The sequence below is a fragment of the Paractinoplanes rhizophilus genome, from assembly GCF_042664765.1.
In the GTDB taxonomy this organism is placed as follows: domain Bacteria; phylum Actinomycetota; class Actinomycetes; order Mycobacteriales; family Micromonosporaceae; genus Actinoplanes; species Actinoplanes rhizophilus.
The window spans coordinates 169,850-187,939 of the sequence record NZ_JBHTBJ010000002.1 but is presented as its reverse complement, the minus strand read 5'-3'; the positions used below and the strand labels follow the sequence as shown (position 1 = coordinate 187,939).

Sequence of the window (18,090 nt, the reverse complement as noted above, 5' to 3'; positions counted from 1 at the left end):
AGCCCTCGCGGACGGTGAAACGGGCGAACTCGATAACCATCGTCACGCGAAGGACACTAGACGCCGCCTATGACATTTTCGGATGTTCGGTGGCGGTCGATATGCGGTTCACGAAATGGGCGGGAAGGGCCCTTTCCGGCCAACCCATGCGAAGGGCCGCGGACGCCATCGGCATCCGCGGCCCTTGTGACGCTCGGCGGCGTCATCGACTCCTGCTGGTCAGCAGGCGGCGTGGGCTGAAGCGCGCCAGGGAATCCCGCAAGCGGGCGCCGGCGGCGACCGTGCGGGCGGAGCCCTCGGCGGTCGCCAGGCGCCAGCGGAGCAGCACCGACGGCGGGAACAGGGCCGCGGTGATGCGGGTGCGGCGGGTCGCCGAGCGGGCCAGGCCCTTGCGCACCCGGCCCAAGGCCACGGTCAGCTCGCCGCCCTGCAGCGGCCTGCGGGCGTACCGGGCGCGCTCCTCGGCCGAGCCCAGCAGCGTCGCGGCGGTGGCCGGCTCCTCGAGCAGGATCGCGTCCTTGATCAGGCGTTGGGCGGTGACCCGCGGGGTCTCGGTCGGGTCGACCGGGATCCGGAAGTCGATCATGGTGTCGAGGAGCTCGTCCCAGGCGGCGTGCGCGTCCTCGCGGGCGCGTACCGCCTCGGGTGTCACCACGATGTCGTAGTCGCCCGGCGGTCCGGCGCCCGACGCCGACAGGACCTTGGGCGCCTTCGGAGCCGTCGCGGCGTGCCGCCGGCGACGGAGCAGCTTGCGCCGCAGCGCCGGCACCAGCAGCAGGGCGAGCAGCAGCGCCGCTGCCGCGGCGATCCACAGTGCCGTGTACGACGTGGGCGTGGTCGTGTCGAACGTGCCCGCGCCGGTCGGGTCGTCCAAGCCGCGGTCGAGCCGGTCGGGGTTACCGGGAGCGACCGACGACTCCGGGCCTCCGGCGTTCGCGCCGGCCGGGGTGGTGGCCTCGGGGCTCGTCGAATCCGGGTCGGGCGCCCACTCCGAGCGGGTCGAGCCGGCGACGCTCGACGCGGGGGTCGCGTCGAACGGGAGCCAGCCGAAGTCCTGGAAGTAGACCTCGGTCCACGCGTGCGCGTTGCGGTTCGTGATGATCCACGAGTTGCCCTGCTGGGCCCCCAGGGTGAAGCCGAACGCGACCCGTGCCGGGATCCCGGCCACCCGGGCCATCCAGGCCAGCGCCGCCGCGTACTGCTGGCAGTAGCCGACCTTGTTCTTCAGGAACGCGGCGATCTGGGTGCTGCTGCCGGCCGGCTCGGTCGACAGGCTGTAGGTGAACTTGTTCTCCTTGGAGAAGTAGTCGTAGAGCGCGCGCATCTTGTCGTACTCGGTCGTCTTGCCCTTGATCAGACCGGCCACCAGGGTGTCGACCTCGGCGTCGGGCGGAGTGTTCGTGTACTGCGTGCGAAGCGGGTTGTCCTTGTTCAGCGGCTCGGCCCGGCGCAGCTCGGCCTCGCTGTAGTTCGCCCGCACGTAGTCGATGTCGTACTTCTTCCCCTTGGTCGTCTGCCGGTTGGAGAAGATCACCTGCTGGTTGGGGTCGAAGGACCAGCCCCCGCCGAGGTCGGCGGTGCGGATCGTGTTCGAGTAGATCGGCAGCATGCTCTGCTGGAGGTCGTCGCTGATCTCGATCCGCGCGTGGTACTGCTGGAACTCGCCGCCGGCGGTGCTGCCACGCGGGTCGGGCATGCCGCGGTTGACCGGGTTGCCGACCGGCGAGCGGTTGCCGAAGCCCTGGTTGGTGAGCTGGTCGGCGACGCCGAAGCGCAGGTAGTACGGCTGCCGCTCGTTCGTCGTCAGCTTGATGACCGGCACTGTGTCGCCCTGGGTGAGGCGGCCGTTGAGCGAGGCGAACAGGCTGATCCGCCCGCCCGTGCCGGTGCCGGCCCCGCCGGTGCCAATTCCGTTGCCGCTCTGCGTGATCTGGGAGAGCAGACCGCCGGTGACGGTCGGGACGAGCAGCGGCAGCAGCACGGCCGCGACCACGCCGACCACGCCGAGGCGCCGTCCGGCCGCGGCGAGCGGCGACGGCTCCCACACGTCGACGTCCCGGCCGTCACCGGTGAACCGGCGGCCGAAACGGCGTACGCGATCGATGTTGTCCGAAACCAGGAGCCAGAGGAAGCCGGCCGCCCCGATGATGAACGGGACGACCGGGACACTGTCCACATAGACCGCGACGGGCACCGAGTAGATCGCCAGCATCGGGAGACCGGCCAGCGCCGGGCGCCGTGCCACGACGGTGAGCAGGTCGACCGCGATCGCGACCGAGCCGATGCCGAGCACCGTGACGAAGAGCAGCCCGTCCCGGTCGGGCACGGGCACGCCGTACGATCTGGTGTCCTGCCCGGCCTGGGTGAACAGGTCGGCGAAGTGGCCGAAGGTGGCCGGCGTCGGGATGAGCAGTTCGTGGCCGCTCGGGAACATCCAGGTCAGCGACACCAGCAGCACCACGACCATGCTCAGCGCCTGGGCCCAGGTCGGGAACCGCACCGTGCGGGCGAGCAGGGCGGCGCCGGCGATCAGCCCGACGGCCAGGATGCAGCGGACCAGCCAGGTCCAGGTGTCGAAGATCGACGTGATCGGCGCGGCGGCGAGCAGCGTGGCGCCCGCCGCGACCATTCCGAGGCGTCGCCTGCCGGTCATCGGATCACCCCTCCGACGGTCTCGGCCATCGCGGCCCGCCAGGCGAAGCCGCTGGAGCCGCGGGCCGCGGCCGGCCACAGGTTGGGCAGCGTGGCGCCGTGCGCGACCGGCACCGAGCGCCAGCCGGCGTGCACCAGCGCGAGCGCCGCGGCCGCGTGCTCGCGGTCGGCCGCCTGCCGTTCGCCGGGCGTCATCGACACCCAGGTGGAGCTGTCGATGGCGAAGCCGATGCAGGTGGCGCCGTTGCCGCGCAGGCCGGTGAGCAGCTCGGCCTCGGCCACCGTGAGCGAGCCGAAGATGCCGACCACGAGGCCGCCGTCGGAGCGGCGGCGGACCTGCTCGACGAGGATCGAGACGTCGCCGTTCTGGGCGAGCTGGACGTCGGCGAGCGTGTCGAGGATGAGGCCCTCGCCGCCCTCCGCCGCGTCGATGTCGATGCCCGAGCCGGTGACCAGGCGCAGCTTGTAGCCGGCCTGGCGCAGGTGCGTGGCGATGCTGGCGGTGGCCGAGACGGCCCACTCGAAGCTGGCCGTCGGCCCCTCGCCGCGGTGGGCGTACACCCGGGTGTCGAGCACCACGGTGGCCCGGCTCTCCCAGGGCTGCTCCTCGCGCCGGACCATCAGCTCGCCGGTGCGGGCGGTCGAGCGCCAGTGCACCCGGCGCAGGTCGTCGCCGCGGCGATACTCTCGGGTGGCGGCGTCGTCCTCGCCGTGCACGGCCACCGACCGGGCGCGGCTGTCGCCGGTGCCCGCGTACTCGCCGCCGATGCGCACCGCGGGCAGCGCGATCACCTGCGGGATGACGGTGAGCCGGTCGACGCTCGGGAACGAGCGGGTGAGCTCGCACAGGCCGAACGGGTCGGTCAGCCGGATCACCAGCGGGCCGATCGGATACCGGCCGCGGACGTCGGCGCGCACCGTGTACGCGACCGAGCTGGCCTGGTGCGAGCCGAGCCGCTCGAGCACCACGCGGGGCCGGCTGCCCAGCGCGTACGGAAGCTTGTCCTCCAGCAGCAGGGTGCCGGTGGGCAGGCGGGACATGTTCTGCAGGCGCAGGATGACCCGCGCGGTCGAGCCGACCGGGGCCCGGCCGGGCTCCAGGGACCGGGTGCAGGCCAGCTTGTAGCGGCTGCGCCCGACGTACGCGGCGGCGAGCAGCGGCAGCGCCGCGAGCAGCACGGCCACCCGCAGCAGGTCGCGCTCGCCCAGGACGATCGCCGAGATGCCGGCCGCGGCCGCGGCGGCCAGGAAGGATCGGCCGCGCGTGGTGAGTCCCCGCAAGGCCTCTCGCATGGTCAGCGCCCCCGCGGCTCGTACTGGGCGCTGCCGGTCGAGGGCCGGGTGTCGTACGGCGAGCGGTTGCGCTCGTGCGGCAGCGGCAGCCGGTGCACGATCTCGGCCACGATGGCGTCCGTCGTACGGCGGTTGAGCTGCGCGTCGGCGGTCGGGATGATGCGGTGCGCCAGCACCGGCACCGCGAGGGCCTGCAGGTCGTCGGGGAGCACGTAGTCGCGGCCCTCGAGCGCGGCCACGGCCTTGGCGGTGCGCACCAGCTGCAGGGTGGACCGCGGAGAGGCGCCGAGGCGGACCTCGGGGGCCTCACGGGTCGCGGTGACCAGGGCGATCGCGTACTGCTGGACGGCCTCGGCGGCGTGCACGCCGCGGGCCGTGGCGATCAGCCGGCGGACCGTCGCGGCGTCGGTGACGGCCCGCAGGTCGTTCAGCGGATCGTGGGCGCCGTGGCCGTTGAGCATGGCGAGCTCGGCCCGGGGGTCGGGGTAGCCCATCGCGATGCGGGCGGTGAACCGGTCGCGCTGCGCCTCGGGGAGGGGATAGGTGCCCTCCATCTCGATCGGGTTCTGGGTGGCGATGACCATGAACGGCGCCTGCAGCTCGTAGGTCGTGCCGTCGACGGTGACCTGCCGCTCCTCCATGCACTCGAGCAGGGCGGACTGCGTCTTGGGCGACGCGCGGTTGATCTCGTCGCCGACCACCAGGTTGGCGAAGACCGCGCCCGGCTTGAACTCGAAGTCGCGGGTCTCCTGGTTGTAGACGCTGACGCCGGTCACGTCGCTGGGCAGCAGGTCGGGCGTGAACTGGATGCGCCGTACCGAACAGTCGATGGACCGGGCCAGCGCCTTGGCCAGCTTGGTCTTGCCGACGCCCGGCACGTCCTCGATCAACAGGTGGCCCTCGGCCAGCAGGACGGCCAGCGCCAGCCGGACGGTCGCGCTCTTGCCCTCGATGACCTGCTCGATGTTGGCCATGATGGCCTGCGTCGCGGTGCGGAAGTCCTCGCCGGCCATCGGTCCACCGGGCTCGTCCCAGGTCGGGGTTGTCACGGGGCTTCCTCCCAAAGTCGTTCCCGCCACATCGGCGCCGCGAAATAGGGCGGCGTGCCGCCCGTCCCCACAGGTTAGCCCGATCACACCAAACCGCCGAGTCCGGCCAGTGGCGCTTTTCGGAGACCGTCAACGGGACCCCGATATCGGATAGGTAAAGAATCGGACATCGCTCTAGTTATATTTTCCGATCTTCCACCAGAGTCAGCCATCGACGGGCCACACAAGTGGGGTGCGGCCGGCATGGGCGCTCACTCCCGGCCGGGCTGCACCGAGCCCGGCCGAGAGGGGCTGAATTGAATCCGTTATCCGTACCGTCCGTGACCCGGCGGGTGGGGACGGCGGCCGCCGGCGTGGTGTTGCTGGCCGGCTTGCTGCCGGCCGCCGCGCAGGCCGCACCGGACCCGGCGAGAGGCGCGACCGGCGCCGACGACCTCCACCAGAAGCGTCGTGCCGATTACGACAGTCGCCAGAACATCACCGCAAAAGCCGCGGCGCAGCCGACCGCGGCCCTGAGCCGGGCGCTGGTCGCCGCGCCCAGTGCCACCGCGGTGCAGTCGTTGCGCAACCAGCTGGGCGTGCAGGGCATCATCGACATCGACCGCGCCACCGGCACCCCGCGCCGGGTGGCGAAGCTCGACGGCTTCCTGACCGGCCCGAGCCGCAAGAAGCCGGCCAGGATCGCGCTCGACTACATCGCCGCCCACCCCGACGTCTTCGGGCTGAGCCGGGCCGACCTGGACAGCCTCGAACTGCGCCAGGACTACGTCGACATCGCGGGCACCCACCACCTGAGCTGGGTACAGGTGGCCGACGGGGTGCCGGTGTTCGGCAACGGGCTGAAGGCGCACGTCGCCAAGGACGGCCGCCTGATCCAGGTGGACGGCGCGCCCCTTCCGTCGCTGCCGTCGGCCGCCGGCGCCGCGAAGCTCACCGCGGCCGGCGCGCGCGCCGCCGCCGTGAAGGACGTCTTCGGTACGTCCGCCGCGACCGTCACCAAGAGCGCGGCGGGCACCACGACGTTCAGCGACAAGGGCACCGCCAAGCAGGTCTGGTTCCAGACCGCCTCGGGCCCGCGCCTGGCCTGGCAGACGGTCGTCGTGGACGAGGGCTACGTGCACGTGATCGACGCGGCCACCGGCGAGGTGCTCTACCGGCACAGCACGATCGCCAGCGACACCGCCGACGTCTGGGAGAACTACCCGGGCGCCCCGCGCGGCGGCAAGCAGCACAAGGTCGACATCACCAAGTGGCTGCCGAACAACGCGCGGATGCTGTCCGGCAACGTCGCGCACGTCTACTCGGACGTCAACGACAACAACCGCGCCGACGCCGCCGAGGAGGTCGGCCCGTCCGGCCTGCACAAGTGGTCGTACCCGTTCGTCGATTTCAACGACGAGGTGGGCGGGCTCTGCTCGGCGGCCTACCCGTGCTCGTGGGATCCGGCGACGCCGAACTCCTGGCAGGTGAACCGCAAGCAGAACGCGGTTCAGCTGTACACCCTGCTCGGCACCTGGCACGACCACCTCGAGGCCGCGCCGATCGGTTTCACCCGCGCCGCGGGCAACTTCGAGGCGCGCGACGGCGACGCGGTGCAGGGCCAGGCCATGGACGGCGCGAACACCGCGGACGGCCTGCCCGACGACGACCACATCGACAACGCCAACATGAACACCCCGCCCGACGGCATCCCGCCGACGATGCAGATGTACCTGCTCAGCCCCGGCCCGGGGTCGATCGCGGGCAACACCGGCGACGAGGCGGACGTGGTGTTCCACGAGTACACCCACGGCCTGTCCAACCGCCTGGTGGTGGACGCCGCCGGCAACTCCACGCTCAGCGACGTCCAGGGCGGCGCCATGGGTGAGGCGTGGGGCGACTGGTACGGCTGGGACTACCTGGTCGCCAAGGGCCTGGAGAAGGACACCGCCAAGCCCGGCGAGGTGCTGGTCGGCAAGTACTGGCAGGCCGGCGGCACGATCCGGTCCGAGGCCCTCGACTGCACCGTGGGCGCTTCCGCCACCGTCTGCCCCGGCACCTCCCGGGCCGGCTCCGGCGGCTACACCTACGGCGACTACGGCAAGATCTCGTCCCGCGGCCCCGAGGTGCACGCGGACGGTGAGATCTGGGCGCAGACCCTCTGGGACCTGCGCGGCGCGGTCGGCAGCAAGAAGGCGCAGGCGCTGGTGACCCGGGCCATGGAGCTCTCCCCGGGCAACCCGTCCTTCCTGGACATGCGCAACTCGATCCTGGCCGCGGACCTCGTGGTCGGCAAGGGCAAGGACCAGAAGAAGATCTGGAAGGTCTTCGCCGGCCGCGGCATGGGTTACTTCGCCGCGGCGATCGACGGCGACGACGCCCAGCCGGTCGAGGACTTCTCGATGCCGCCGTCGGCGAACACCCCGCGGGGCACGCTGACCGGCAAGGTCACCGACCAGGACACCGGCGGCGCGGTGAGCGGGCTGACCGTCGCGTTCGGCGGGCACGCCTCCGGCTTCGCCGGCGACTACCGGGCCACCACGGCCGCGGACGGCTCCTACCAGATCTCCGGGATCATCCCGGGGACCTACGCCAAGGTGTACGCCCGGGGCGGCGGCTACGACATGGTGGTGAAGACGCTGTCGATCAACTCGGGCACCAAGGTCGAGAACTGGTCGGTCCGCAAGGACTGGGCCGCCTCGTCCGGCGGCGGCGCGGTGGTCAGCTTCACCGGTCCCGACTACACGCCGTACGGCTGTGGCCCGGGCGCGATGATCGACCAGTCGCAGATCTCCGGCTGGGGTTCCGACGTCGGCGGGCAGACCATCACGATCCGGCTCTCCGGCGCGGTGGACGTCTCCGAACTGGTGATCAACCCGTCCGCCACCTGTGGTGACGACATCAGCGCGGGCACCGGCGGCTACCGGGTCGAGACCTCGGTCGACGGCACCACCTGGGTGCTCGGCGCGAGCGGCTCGTTCCCGGCGTTCACCACCACCCCGACCCCGGTCGCGCTGGCCGCGGGCACGGGCGACGGCATCGGGTACGTCCGGTTCACGATGCTGACCTCGCAAGGTCAGGACGCGGGCCTCTGCCCGGCCGGCCAGCCGCCGACGGTCAGCGGTTGCCTGTTCCTCGACGCCACCGAGCTCGCCGTCTACGGCTCGGCCGCCTAGCGCAGCGAAGCGGAGCCAGTCAGCACGGATACCGGTCGCCGTCCTCGGGCGGCGACCGGTATCATGCACGCATGGCCCGGCAGTTCCTGCTCCTTAGCCGGCCGTGCTGCAGCCGCTGACGACGGGCACAGCACGGCGAACCCCTCCTGCGTGAGGGGCTTTTTTGTGCCCAACTGCTGAGCCAACCCGCAGCGGAAAACAGAACGTAAAACCGCAGAAGCGAGATGCCGACCATGAGCGAGTCAGAGACCCCGCGGTTCCGGTACACGGCCGCGCTGGCCAACGAGATCGAGCCGCGCTGGCAGGCCTGGTGGGCCGAGCACGGGACGTTCTACGCCCCCAACCCGGCCGGTGACCTGGCCGATCCGGCGCACCCCCGGGCCGGCGCGCCCAAGCTGCACGTCCAGGACATGTTCCCGTACCCCTCGGGCGCGGGACTGCACGTGGGTCACCCGCTCGGGTACATCGGCACCGACAGCTACACCCGCTACAAGCGGATGGCCGGCTTCAACGTGCTGCACCCGATGGGCTTCGACGCGTTCGGCCTGCCCGCCGAGCAGTACGCGGTGCAGACCGGCACCCACCCGGCGATCACCACGGCGGCCAACGTCGAGCGGTACAAGGTTCAGCTGCGGCGGCTGGGGCTGGCGTACGACGACCGGCGCTCGTTCGCGACCACCGACCCGGAGTACTACCGGTGGACGCAGTGGATCTTCCTGCAGGTCTTCAACTCCTGGTACGACGAGAAGATCCGCAAGGCCCGGCCGATCGCCGCGCTGATCGCCGAGTTCGAGGCGGGCACCCGGCCCACGCCCGGCAAGCCGTGGGCCGAGCTGTCCCCGATCGAGCGGCGCAAGCTGGTCGACGGCCACCGCCTGGCCTACATCAGCGAGGCCCCGGTCAACTGGTGCCCGGGCCTGGGCACCGTGCTGGCCAACGAGGAGGTCACGCCGGACGGACGCAGCGAGCGCGGCAACTTCCCGGTCTTCCAGCGCAGCCTGCGGCAGTGGATGATGCGGATCACCGCGTACGGGGACCGCCTGATCGAGGACCTGGACACCCTGGACTGGCCGGAGCCGGTCAAGCTGATGCAGCGCAACTGGATCGGCCGGTCCCGCGGCGCGCACGTCGACTTCCCGGTCGGATCCGACCAGATCACCGTGTTCACCACCCGGCCCGACACGCTGTTCGGCGCCACCTACATGGTGCTGGCCCCCGAGCACGAGCTGGTCAACAAGATCACGCCCGCCGAGTGGCCGGACGGGACGAATCGGAAGTGGACCGGCGGATTCGACACGCCCGGCGAGGCGATCGCCGCGTACCGGGCGGAAGCCGCGGCCAAGACCGACCAGGAGCGGACCGAGTCCAAGGAGAAGACCGGCGTCTTCACCGGCGCGTACGCCACGAACCCGGTCAACCAGCAGCGGATCCCGGTCTTCGTCGCCGACTACGTGCTGGCCGGCTACGGCACCGGGGCGATCATGGCGGTGCCCGGCCAGGACGAGCGCGACTGGGAGTTCGCCGAGAACTTCGAACTGCCGATCATCCGTACGGTGAAAGCTCCTGATGATTTTGTGGGCGCCTTCACCGGGGAGGGCCCGGCCATCAACAGCGACTGGCTGGACGGCAAGGGCGTCGCCGAGGCCAAGGCCGCGATGATCGCGTGGCTGGAGCAGCACGGGCATGGCCGCGGTGCCACCACCTACCGCCTGCGCGACTGGCTGTTCAGCCGCCAGCGGTACTGGGGCGAGCCGTTCCCGATCGTGTACGACGAGTCCGGGCTGCCGGTCGCGCTGCCCGACTCGATGCTGCCGGTCGTGCTGCCCGACGTCGACGACTTCTCGCCGCGCACCTTCGCCCCGGACGACGCCGACAGCGAGCCCGAGACGCCGCTGTCGCGCAAGAAGGACTGGGTCGAGGTCGAGCTGGACCTGGGCGACGGTCCGAAGAAGTACACCCGCGAGACCAACACGATGCCGCAGTGGGCCGGCTCCTGCTGGTACGAGCTGCGCTACCTGGACCCGCGCAACGACAAGGCGCTGGTGGACCCGGACAACGAGGCGTACTGGATGGGCCCGCAGCGCGACGGCGACTCCGGCGGTGTCGACCTGTATGTCGGCGGCGTCGAGCACGCGGTGCTGCACCTGCTGTACTCCCGCTTCTGGCACAAGGTCCTGTACGACCTGGGCCACGTCTCGTCGTTCGAGCCGTTCCGGAAGCTGTTCAACCAGGGCTACATCCAGGCGTACGCGTACCGGGACGCGCGCGGCGTGATCGTGCCGGCCGAGGAGGTGGTCGAGCGCGACGGCAAGTACTTCTACGACGGCAACGAGGTCTTCCGCGAGTACGGGAAGATGGGCAAGTCGCTGAAGAACGTCGTCACGCCCGACGAGATGTGCGAGCAGTACGGCGCCGACACGTTCCGGGTGTACGAGATGGCGATGGGCCCGCTGGATGTCTCGCGGCCGTGGGAGACCCGGGCCGTGGTCGGGTCGCAGCGGTTCCTGCAGCGGGTCTGGCGCCTGGTCGTGGATGAGGAGACCGGCGCCGTACGCGTCACCGACCAGCCGCTGGAACCGGCGGTGCGCAAGCATCTGCACCGGACCATCGCCGGTGTCCGGGAGGACATGGACGAGCTGCGGTTCAACACCGCGATCGCCAAGCTGATCGAGCTGACCAACGCGCTGACCCCGCTGCCGGTGGTCTCGCGGGAGGCGGTCGAGCCGCTGGTGCTGATGGTGTCGCCGTTCGCGCCGCACCTGGCCGAGGAGCTGTGGCGCAAGCTGGGCCACCCGGACACGCTGGCCTACGCCGACTTCCCGGTGGCGGACCCGGCGCAGCTGAAGGCGGAGTCGATCACGTACCCGGTGCAGGTGAACGGCAAGGTGCGCGGCCGGATCTCGGTCGCCCCGGAGACCGGCGAGGCCGACGTCCGGTCGGCCGCGCTGGCCGAGGTCGGCGAGGTGCTGGCCGGGCGCGAGCCCAGGAAGGTCATCGTCGTGCCGGGACGTCTGGTCAGCGTCGTGGTGTGACGTCGAGGACGAAAGGGGCGCCCCGCGAACCGCGGGGCGCCCTTTCCGCTTGGTGCGTCAGGCGATTCGGCGTACGACGTAGTTGCTGCCGTACATCTTGTGCTTGCCGACCCGCGCGCCGGTGTGCGGGGAGTCGTACATGTACCCGCTTCCGGCGTAGATACCCGCGTGGTAGCCGTACGAGCCCGAGCGGAAGATGATCAGGTCACCGACCTTCTTGCTGCCCTTGCTGACGGCCTTGCCGTACTTCTGCTGCGAGTTGGCCTTGTGCGGCAGCGACTTGCCTGCCGCCTTCTTGTAGACGTACTTGGTGAAACCGGAGCAGTCGAACCGCTTCGGCCCCGCCGCGCCGTACAGGTACAGCGCGCCCGTGTGCTTCTTGGCCTCGGCCAGGATCCGCGCGCCCTTGTTCTGCCGGACCGTGACGCGGATCGACTTCCCGACGTGGGTGTTGTACGCGCCGTTGCCGATGTAGACGGCGCGGACGCTGACACTTGACGCCGGCTTCCAGTACAGGTTGGCCGCACCGGCAGTGTTGATCTTGGTGGCGGTCTGGTCGACCCACTTGCCACCGCGATAGCCCTGCAGCTTGACCCAGCCGAGCTTGATCGCCGCGCCGGTCTTGGGGTTGTAGTACCGGGCGGTGACCCGGATCTTCTGGCCCTTGTTGATCGTCCGCGAGCTGATCGTGGTGCCGACTCGCGGAGTGGGCTTGGCGGCCGCCGCCTGGGCAGCGGTCACGACGGGGGTGGCGGCACTCGCCGCCGGCGTCGAGATCAGCTGGCCCGCGCAGAGGCAGAGGCCCAGGGACAGCGCGGCGGTTCCGGTGCCGACGGACAGCCGCCGACGCCGGCTCGAACTTTGTTCGTGCACGGTAAGGGAATCCCTCCGGCACGCCTGCGAGGTTAGCTGTCGGGTTCGGGCGGGAAGGATGCCCGGTCGCCGTGGTGGCCGACTTCACCCCGAGGTTGCCCCGTTGCCCGCCACCGGAGCGGGTGGCGGCGGAGCGGACCGGCTGTCTCTCTCGAGAAGCTGTGGGTCCCCCGTCCCTGCCCCCGTATGCCTTTGTGGTCGTGCGTGCTGCGTGGTCGCGACTCCCGGCCCGGGGCAGGGCTCGGCGTGAGCCTGGTCGTCGCGAGCCGGTCCACGGCGGACCGGCCCAACCTTGCTACCTGAAATCTCGCTTGATCGTCGGTCTTGGTCTGATCACGCAGCGTGTTTGGCACAGGGGTTACTGTCCAGTTTGTTAGCTCCCGGAGACAAATGCCATCGCGCATCGTCATGAGCCGCTCACGAACGGTGGAAGGTTACGGGTGAAACACGACACACAAAAAGTGCTTGTAACCCTTTGTCCGCAGGCCAGAGGGCATTCAGTAGACTCCCGGCCGCCAGCAACCGGATGTAACCAACGGGTCGGGTACCCTCGCTCCCGTGACGGACGGCAAGATGCCCCTGCGGGCCAAGGTTGCGACCAGCGTGTCCAAGACCGCGGCGGCGCTCTCCAGGGCCGCGGGACGCGGCGACGGCTCGGTCATCGGCGGATGGCTCGGCCTCAAGATCGACCCCGACCTGCTGGCTCATCTCGCCTCGGGCCGCGCGGTCGCCCTCATCTCGGGCACCAACGGCAAGACCACCACGACCCGGCTCGCCGCGGCCGCGGTCTCGCACATCGGCCGGGTCGCCACCAACTCGTTCGGCGCCAACATGCCCACCGGGCACACGTCGGCGCTCGCCAAGGCCGGCGTCACCCCGTTCGCGGTCCTCGAGGTCGACGAGCACTACCTGGCCCGGGTCATCGACGCCACCAGGCCGCGCGTGGTCGCCCTTCTCAACCTCTCCCGCGACCAGCTCGACCGGGCCAAGGAGGTGGCGATGATGGCGCAGCTGTGGCGCGACGCCCTCGCCGGCCACCCCGAGGTCCGCGTGGTCGCCAACGCCGACGACCCGATGGTCGTCTGGGCAGCCGAGGGCAGCGGCCAGCAGGTCACCTGGTTCAGCGCCGGTCAGCGCTGGCTCGACGACTCGTTCGTCTGCCCGCAGAGCGGCCACCCGATCGAGCGCAACGGCGGCGACTGGTGGTGCGTCGGCTGCCCGCTGCGCCGCCCGCAACCGCACTGGCGCGTCGAGGACGACGGCGTGGTCGACCCGCGCGGCGACTGGCACCTCGTCAAGCTCCAGCTCCCCGGGCAGGTCAACCTGGGTAACGCCGCCACCGCCCTCGCGGTCGCGGCCGAGTTCGGGGTCCGCCCGATCGAGGCCCTGCCGCACCTCGCGACGGTCGCCTCGGTGGCCGGCCGCTACGCCCAGGTCGAGCGGGACGGACGAAACGTCCGTTTGCTGCTGGCGAAGAACCCGGCAAGCTGGCTCGAGGCGTTCGACATGGCGGAGCAGGCACCCACCCTGCTCTCCGTCAACGCCCGGGACCCCGACGGTCTCGACACCTCGTGGCTCTACGACGTGAACTTCGCGCCGTTGCGGGACCGGCCGGTGCTGATCACCGGTGACCGGGCCTATGACCTGGCGGTTCGCCTCGAGGTGAACGGTGTGCCGTTCCGGCACGTTAAGAGTTTTGACGAGGCGATCCAGGCAGTACCGCCCGGCCGCCTCGAAGTGATCGCCAACTACACGGCGTTCCAGGACATTCGAGCGGAGTTGGACCGTGTCAACTGAGCTGGCCCGCGGCGGAAAACAGAAGGAAAATCGTGACTGAGAGCATCTTGCGAATTGTCTGGATCTATCCGGACCTGCTCTCGACGTACGGCGACCGCGGCAACCTGCTGATCCTGGCCCGGCGCGCCGCGATGCGGGGCATCCCGGTCGAGACGTACGAGGTCCGCTCCGACCAGCCCATGCCGTCCACCGCCGACATCTACCTGATCGGCGGCGGCGAGGACGGGCCGCAGGCCCTGGCCGCGCAGCGCCTGATCAACGACGGCGGCCTGCACCGGGCGGTCAACCAGGGCGCCGCCGTGCTCGCGATCTGCGCCGGTTACCAGCTGTTCGGCCACTCGTTCTTCGCGAAGGGCGCGAAATGCCCCGGGCTGGGGCTGCTCGACCTGCACTCCGACCGCGGCGAGACCCGGGCGGTCGGCGAGATCCGCGGCGACATCGACCCCCGGCTCGGCCTGCCGCCGCTCACCGGCTTCGAGAACCACGGCGGCCGCACCCACCTCGGCCCCGGCGCACAGCCGCTGGCGCGGGTCACCGCCGGCATCGGCAACGACGGACAGACCGAGGGCGCATGGCACGGCAAGATCCTGGGCACGTACTCCCATGGGCCCGCACTCGCTCGCAACCCAGCTATAGCCGATCTGCTACTGCGCTGGGCCATCGGCGCGGATAGTCTTTCGCCGGTCGACGACACCTGGACCGAACGGCTCCGCGCCGAGAGACTCGCCGCGGCGGGCGCATGACCAGCACACGGACAACCAGTTTGGGCGGTACGACTGCATGACTGACACCCTGATCGCACCTTCCCTGGCCCTGGCCACCCCCTCGCTGCCGGCGTTGCCAACGCCGTCCTCGATGGGATGGAAGCGCCGCCTGGTCCGGTTCGGTGTCCTGGGCATCGTCGTCGGCGGCCTCGCCGCCGCCGCGGCCACCCTTCCGCTTCGCGAGATCGGCGACGCGATCCTGGCCCTCGGCCACGTCGCCCCGCTCGCCATCGCGGTCGTGGGCGGCCTCCTGCTCTCCGTGCTCGTCCCGCGTACCGCCATCACCATCGCGTGCGGCGCCCTCCTCGGCGCCGCCACCGGCGCGGTCACCGCCCTGGCCGCCGCCGTGATCGCCGCCACCGCCACCTACTACGCGGGCCGCTGGGCCGGCCGGGGCGCTCTGCGCGGCCGGGCCGACGGCCGGCTCGCCCGCCTCGACGGCTGGCTCAACCGGCGTGGCCTCGCCGCCGTGCTGCTGGTCCGGTTCCTGCCGCTGGCTCCCTTCGGTCTGATCGGTTACGCGTACGGCACCACGAGTGTCTGCCGCAAGCGGTACCTCTTCGGCACCTTCCTGGCCTCCATCCCGTCCGCGGTCAGCTACGCCGTCATCGGCGCCGCGGTGGCCAACCCCCACGGCCTGAACCCGCTGAGCCTGGCGCCGGCCCTGGTCGGCTTCACCCTCACCACCACGATTGTCTGGCGCTGGAAGCGTGCCGCCCGGCGCGCCGCCGCCCCCGCCTGAGCCCGCTTCCGCTCACGATCCCGCTTCACCCGCCGCGCTTCCCCTCGCGCTGCGCTCCTCCACGCTGCGCTCTCCCGTGCGCTGCGCTCCCTCTGCGCTGCGCTTTCCCTCGCGCTGCGCTTTCCCCTCCTGCGCCGCGTTTCCCCCTCCTGCGCCGCGTTTCCCCCTCCTGCGCCGCGCTTTCCCCGTCGGCGCTGCGCTTCTCGGCGCTGCCCGCTTCCCCGCTGCGCTGCGCTCCCCCCGCTGCGTTGTGCTCTCCCTTGCGCTGCGCTCTCCCCTTCTGCGCTGCGCTTCTCTGCGCTGCGATCTTGATGAGTTGCCGCGCGTCGCGCGCAGCAACTCATCGCTGCTAGGTTGCGCACCCGTCGCTCAGCGTCGATCTTGATGAGTTGGCGTGCCTGGCATGCGCAAAATCACCACCGCTCGGTGGTTTGCGCCTGGCTGCCTACCAGCGTGGGATGGCCGGCGGCGATCAGCGCCTCGCGGAGCTGAGCGGCCACCGCCGCCGGGTCGGAGCGGACGAGCCAGGCCGGGAAGCGGAGGATGCGGTCGCCGGCGATCCAGATCTGGTTCTGGCGGAGCATGTCGGCCGCCCAGTACTGCGCGTCCATGTGGTGGCCGCCGTCGATCTCGACCAGAAGATGCGAACTCGCCCAATGCGCATCGACATAGCGCCGGCGGCCGGTGGCGTCGGTGCGGATCCGCTGAAGGTCGGGCAATGGCAGGCCGTGTCGCCGGCACAGCCGTACGAGATCGATCTCGGAAAGCGCGGCCGCACCGCCCTCGGCGTCGGCAATCGTCTGAAGGATCAGTCGCCGGCGTCGGAGCATGGGAAAGCGGCGGAGAACCTCATGGAGACTGGCGACCGTGGTGCGGCCCTGCTGGCAGGATCGCACGATCAACTCCCGGGCCTCGTTGTCGTTCGGAGCCCAGGCGGCGCCGTCGATCACCGCTCGCGCGACGGTGGTGCGCGGTGGGGAACCGATCTGGCGATGGCGTTGCGGGAAGACGGTCGTCCGGTGGGTCTGCACAGCCGGCATGTCCTCAGGCAGCCGGGGCAGTCGGATGCTGCGGCAACGGTCGGCCGGAACGAGCACCTTGATCGGATCGGCCCGGACGCCCTGGACGCCGCCTTCCGTGGCCGCGGTCCAGCCGGCCAGGTGCGCATCTCGGCCGGACACCAGGACGGCCACCCAGAGTTGCTGATCGCGGTGGAGCCTGCCGTTCTCGGTGAGGAGGATGCCGCGGCACAGGCGCCGCCATCGGCCTTGCCGCACGCGGCCCCGGACGATGCCGGGCGTGTGGAACTGTTCGGCCTGGTCCGTCGTGATCACGCCGGCCTGACGGAAGGTCAGCCAGTCGAAGTCGCCGGCGCCCGGACCCGGGAGAGCTCGCATCCCGAGACCCTCTCGCAGCCGGCGGCCGGCGCGCTCGACTCCTGTGGACGGCGGCCGACATGTGGATAACAGCCGCTCCGGGTCCTGATGAGCTAGCGCGGGCGGCGCACGCCGATTAATCAAGATCGCGACGTCGGGGCGACGGGCAGCGCCGGGCTGATGAGTTCCCGTGCGGAGCAAGCGGCAAGTTATCAAGATCGCGACGCCGGGTGCCGCCGCAGCAGGGGCGGGAGGTGCGGCGGGGGGGCGGGGAGGCGCGGCGGCGGTGCGGGGAGGCGCGGCGGCGGTGCGGGGACGGCGGTGTGCGGGAGGCGGTGCGGGGAGGCGGCGCGGGGGAGGCGGTGCGGGGGAGGCGGTGCGGGGAGGCGGCGCGGGGGAGGCGGTGCGGGGAGGCGGTGCGCGGGACGCGGTGCGCGGGAAGCGGGGCGGAGGAGGCGAGGCGGGGGAGCGGGGTTGAGGGCTCCACGTTGCTCCACCAGGGGCCGCCACTTTCCTCCACTCGGAAGGTTGACAGGGCGTGATGATGGGAGATTTGGGACATTTTGCGGCGGTATGTGCCGGGGGTGGCGGGGGTGTCGGGAACGCGACCGGGTTGATCATGGGTGTGGCCCTCCACGGCTAGCGCACGGTGCTGAGCTGCGGCTATGTCCGTGAAGCTGTCTCGGCTCCGTGCTCAATCGGCTTGCGGGTGGAGGGAAGTGGAGTAGAGTGGAGCGCATTGGCAGGGCTGAGGGGGGAGCTAGACCTGGGAGGCCTGCCGGCCCGAGTTGACAAGCGGACCGCGAACCGCTGGGGCAGGGGGTGGACGGCCGATGTTCCTCGGCACCCATACCCCGCGCCTCGATGACAAGGGGCGGCTGATCCTTCCAGCCAAGTTCCGAGATGAGCTGGCGGGAGGTGTCGTGATCACCAAGGGGCAGGAGCGCTGCTTGTACGTGTTCCCGATGCCGGAGTTCCAGCGCATCGCGGGCCAGCTTCGGGAGGCGCCGGTGACCAACAAGGCCGCCCGGGCGTACAGCCGGGTGTTCTTCGCCAGCGCGCACGACGAGGTGCCCGACAAGCAAGGACGGGTGACCATCCCGGGACACCTGCGGGAATACGCGGCGCTGGATCGCGATCTCGTGGTGATCGGGGCGAGCACCCGCGTCGAGATCTGGGACAAGCAGTCCTGGGACGACTACCTCGCGGCGAGCGAAGACGAGTTCGCCGACATCGAGGAGGGGGTGCTGCCCGGCGGACTCTAGGGCGTGGCACCCTGCCGGGCCGATCACGGCTCCGGACGTCACTGCCGCCGTACTGCGAGATCTCCAGCCGCTCCCGCTCCTGGCGCCTCTTC

11 protein-coding genes and 1 riboswitch are annotated in these 18,090 nt (G+C 71.0%); of the genes, 6 read left to right on the top strand and 5 right to left on the bottom strand.

Features of this window, described 5'->3' with window-relative positions; translation table 11 throughout:
* Positions 1–202: 202 nt before the first annotated feature.
* The 3 genes from ACFQS1_RS04745 to ACFQS1_RS04735 are packed head-to-tail and all read right to left on the bottom strand — an operon-like array spanning position 203 to position 4,994.
* Complete coding sequence (locus tag ACFQS1_RS04745) at positions 203–2,653, bottom strand: transglutaminase TgpA family protein (protein WP_378964804.1); 2,451 nt, start codon at positions 2,651–2,653, stop codon at positions 203–205.
* The gene (locus ACFQS1_RS04740; protein ID WP_378964803.1) at positions 2,650–3,945 is read right to left on the bottom strand and encodes a DUF58 domain-containing protein; all 1,296 of its coding nucleotides are present in this window, start codon (positions 3,943–3,945) and stop codon (positions 2,650–2,652) included. The genes ACFQS1_RS04745 and ACFQS1_RS04740 overlap by 4 nt, the downstream gene beginning before the upstream one ends.
* 2 nt (positions 3,946–3,947) lie before the next feature.
* Positions 3,948–4,994, bottom strand: a complete 1,047-nt coding sequence (locus ACFQS1_RS04735) for an AAA family ATPase (protein WP_378964802.1) — start codon at positions 4,992–4,994, stop codon at positions 3,948–3,950.
* Positions 4,995–5,314: 320 nt separating this feature from the next.
* Here ACFQS1_RS04735 and ACFQS1_RS04730 point away from each other — a divergent pair, with 320 nt between their 5' ends.
* Positions 5,315–8,149, top strand: coding sequence for a M36 family metallopeptidase (locus ACFQS1_RS04730; RefSeq protein WP_378964801.1), 2,835 nt, complete (start codon positions 5,315–5,317; stop codon positions 8,147–8,149).
* A gap of 224 nt (positions 8,150–8,373) precedes the next feature.
* Positions 8,374–11,181 carry a leucine--tRNA ligase gene (gene leuS / locus ACFQS1_RS04725; RefSeq protein ID WP_378964800.1) on the top strand — a complete coding sequence of 936 codons (2,808 nt, stop codon included), beginning with the start codon at positions 8,374–8,376 and terminating at the stop codon, positions 11,179–11,181.
* Between the two features lie 57 nt (positions 11,182–11,238).
* Here the strand turns inward: leuS and ACFQS1_RS04720 are convergent, their stop codons facing one another.
* Positions 11,239–12,054 carry a C40 family peptidase gene (locus ACFQS1_RS04720; protein WP_378964799.1) on the bottom strand — a complete coding sequence of 272 codons (816 nt, stop codon included), beginning with the start codon at positions 12,052–12,054 and terminating at the stop codon, positions 11,239–11,241.
* 6 nt (positions 12,055–12,060) lie between these two features.
* Positions 12,061–12,192: riboswitch (cyclic di-AMP (ydaO/yuaA leader) on the bottom strand.
* A gap of 435 nt (positions 12,193–12,627) precedes the next feature.
* Between ACFQS1_RS04720 and ACFQS1_RS04715 the strand changes: the two genes are divergently transcribed.
* From ACFQS1_RS04715 to ACFQS1_RS04705, 3 genes are read left to right on the top strand one after another with little or no spacing between them, the layout of a single operon-like run.
* Complete coding sequence (locus ACFQS1_RS04715) at positions 12,628–13,851, top strand: Mur ligase family protein (RefSeq protein ID WP_378965026.1); 1,224 nt, start codon at positions 12,628–12,630, stop codon at positions 13,849–13,851.
* Between the two features lie 29 nt (positions 13,852–13,880).
* Positions 13,881–14,594 (top strand): type 1 glutamine amidotransferase, encoded by a 714-nt coding sequence (locus ACFQS1_RS04710; RefSeq protein WP_378965025.1) that lies wholly within the window; start codon positions 13,881–13,883, stop codon positions 14,592–14,594.
* 37 nt (positions 14,595–14,631) lie between these two features.
* Positions 14,632–15,357 (top strand): TVP38/TMEM64 family protein, encoded by a 726-nt coding sequence (locus ACFQS1_RS04705; protein ID WP_378964798.1) that lies wholly within the window; start codon positions 14,632–14,634, stop codon positions 15,355–15,357.
* Positions 15,358–15,770: 413 nt separating this feature from the next.
* Here the strand turns inward: ACFQS1_RS04705 and ACFQS1_RS04700 are convergent, their stop codons facing one another.
* A complete protein-coding gene (locus ACFQS1_RS04700) occupies positions 15,771–16,691 on the bottom strand; it encodes a hypothetical protein (protein ID WP_378964797.1) in 921 nt (306 codons plus the stop codon).
* An 875-nt stretch (positions 16,692–17,566) separates the two neighbouring features.
* Between ACFQS1_RS04700 and mraZ the strand changes: the two genes are divergently transcribed.
* Positions 17,567–17,998 carry a division/cell wall cluster transcriptional repressor MraZ gene (mraZ, locus tag ACFQS1_RS04695; protein ID WP_378964796.1) on the top strand — a complete coding sequence of 144 codons (432 nt, stop codon included), beginning with the start codon at positions 17,567–17,569 and terminating at the stop codon, positions 17,996–17,998.
* Positions 17,999–18,090 lie beyond the last annotated feature (92 nt).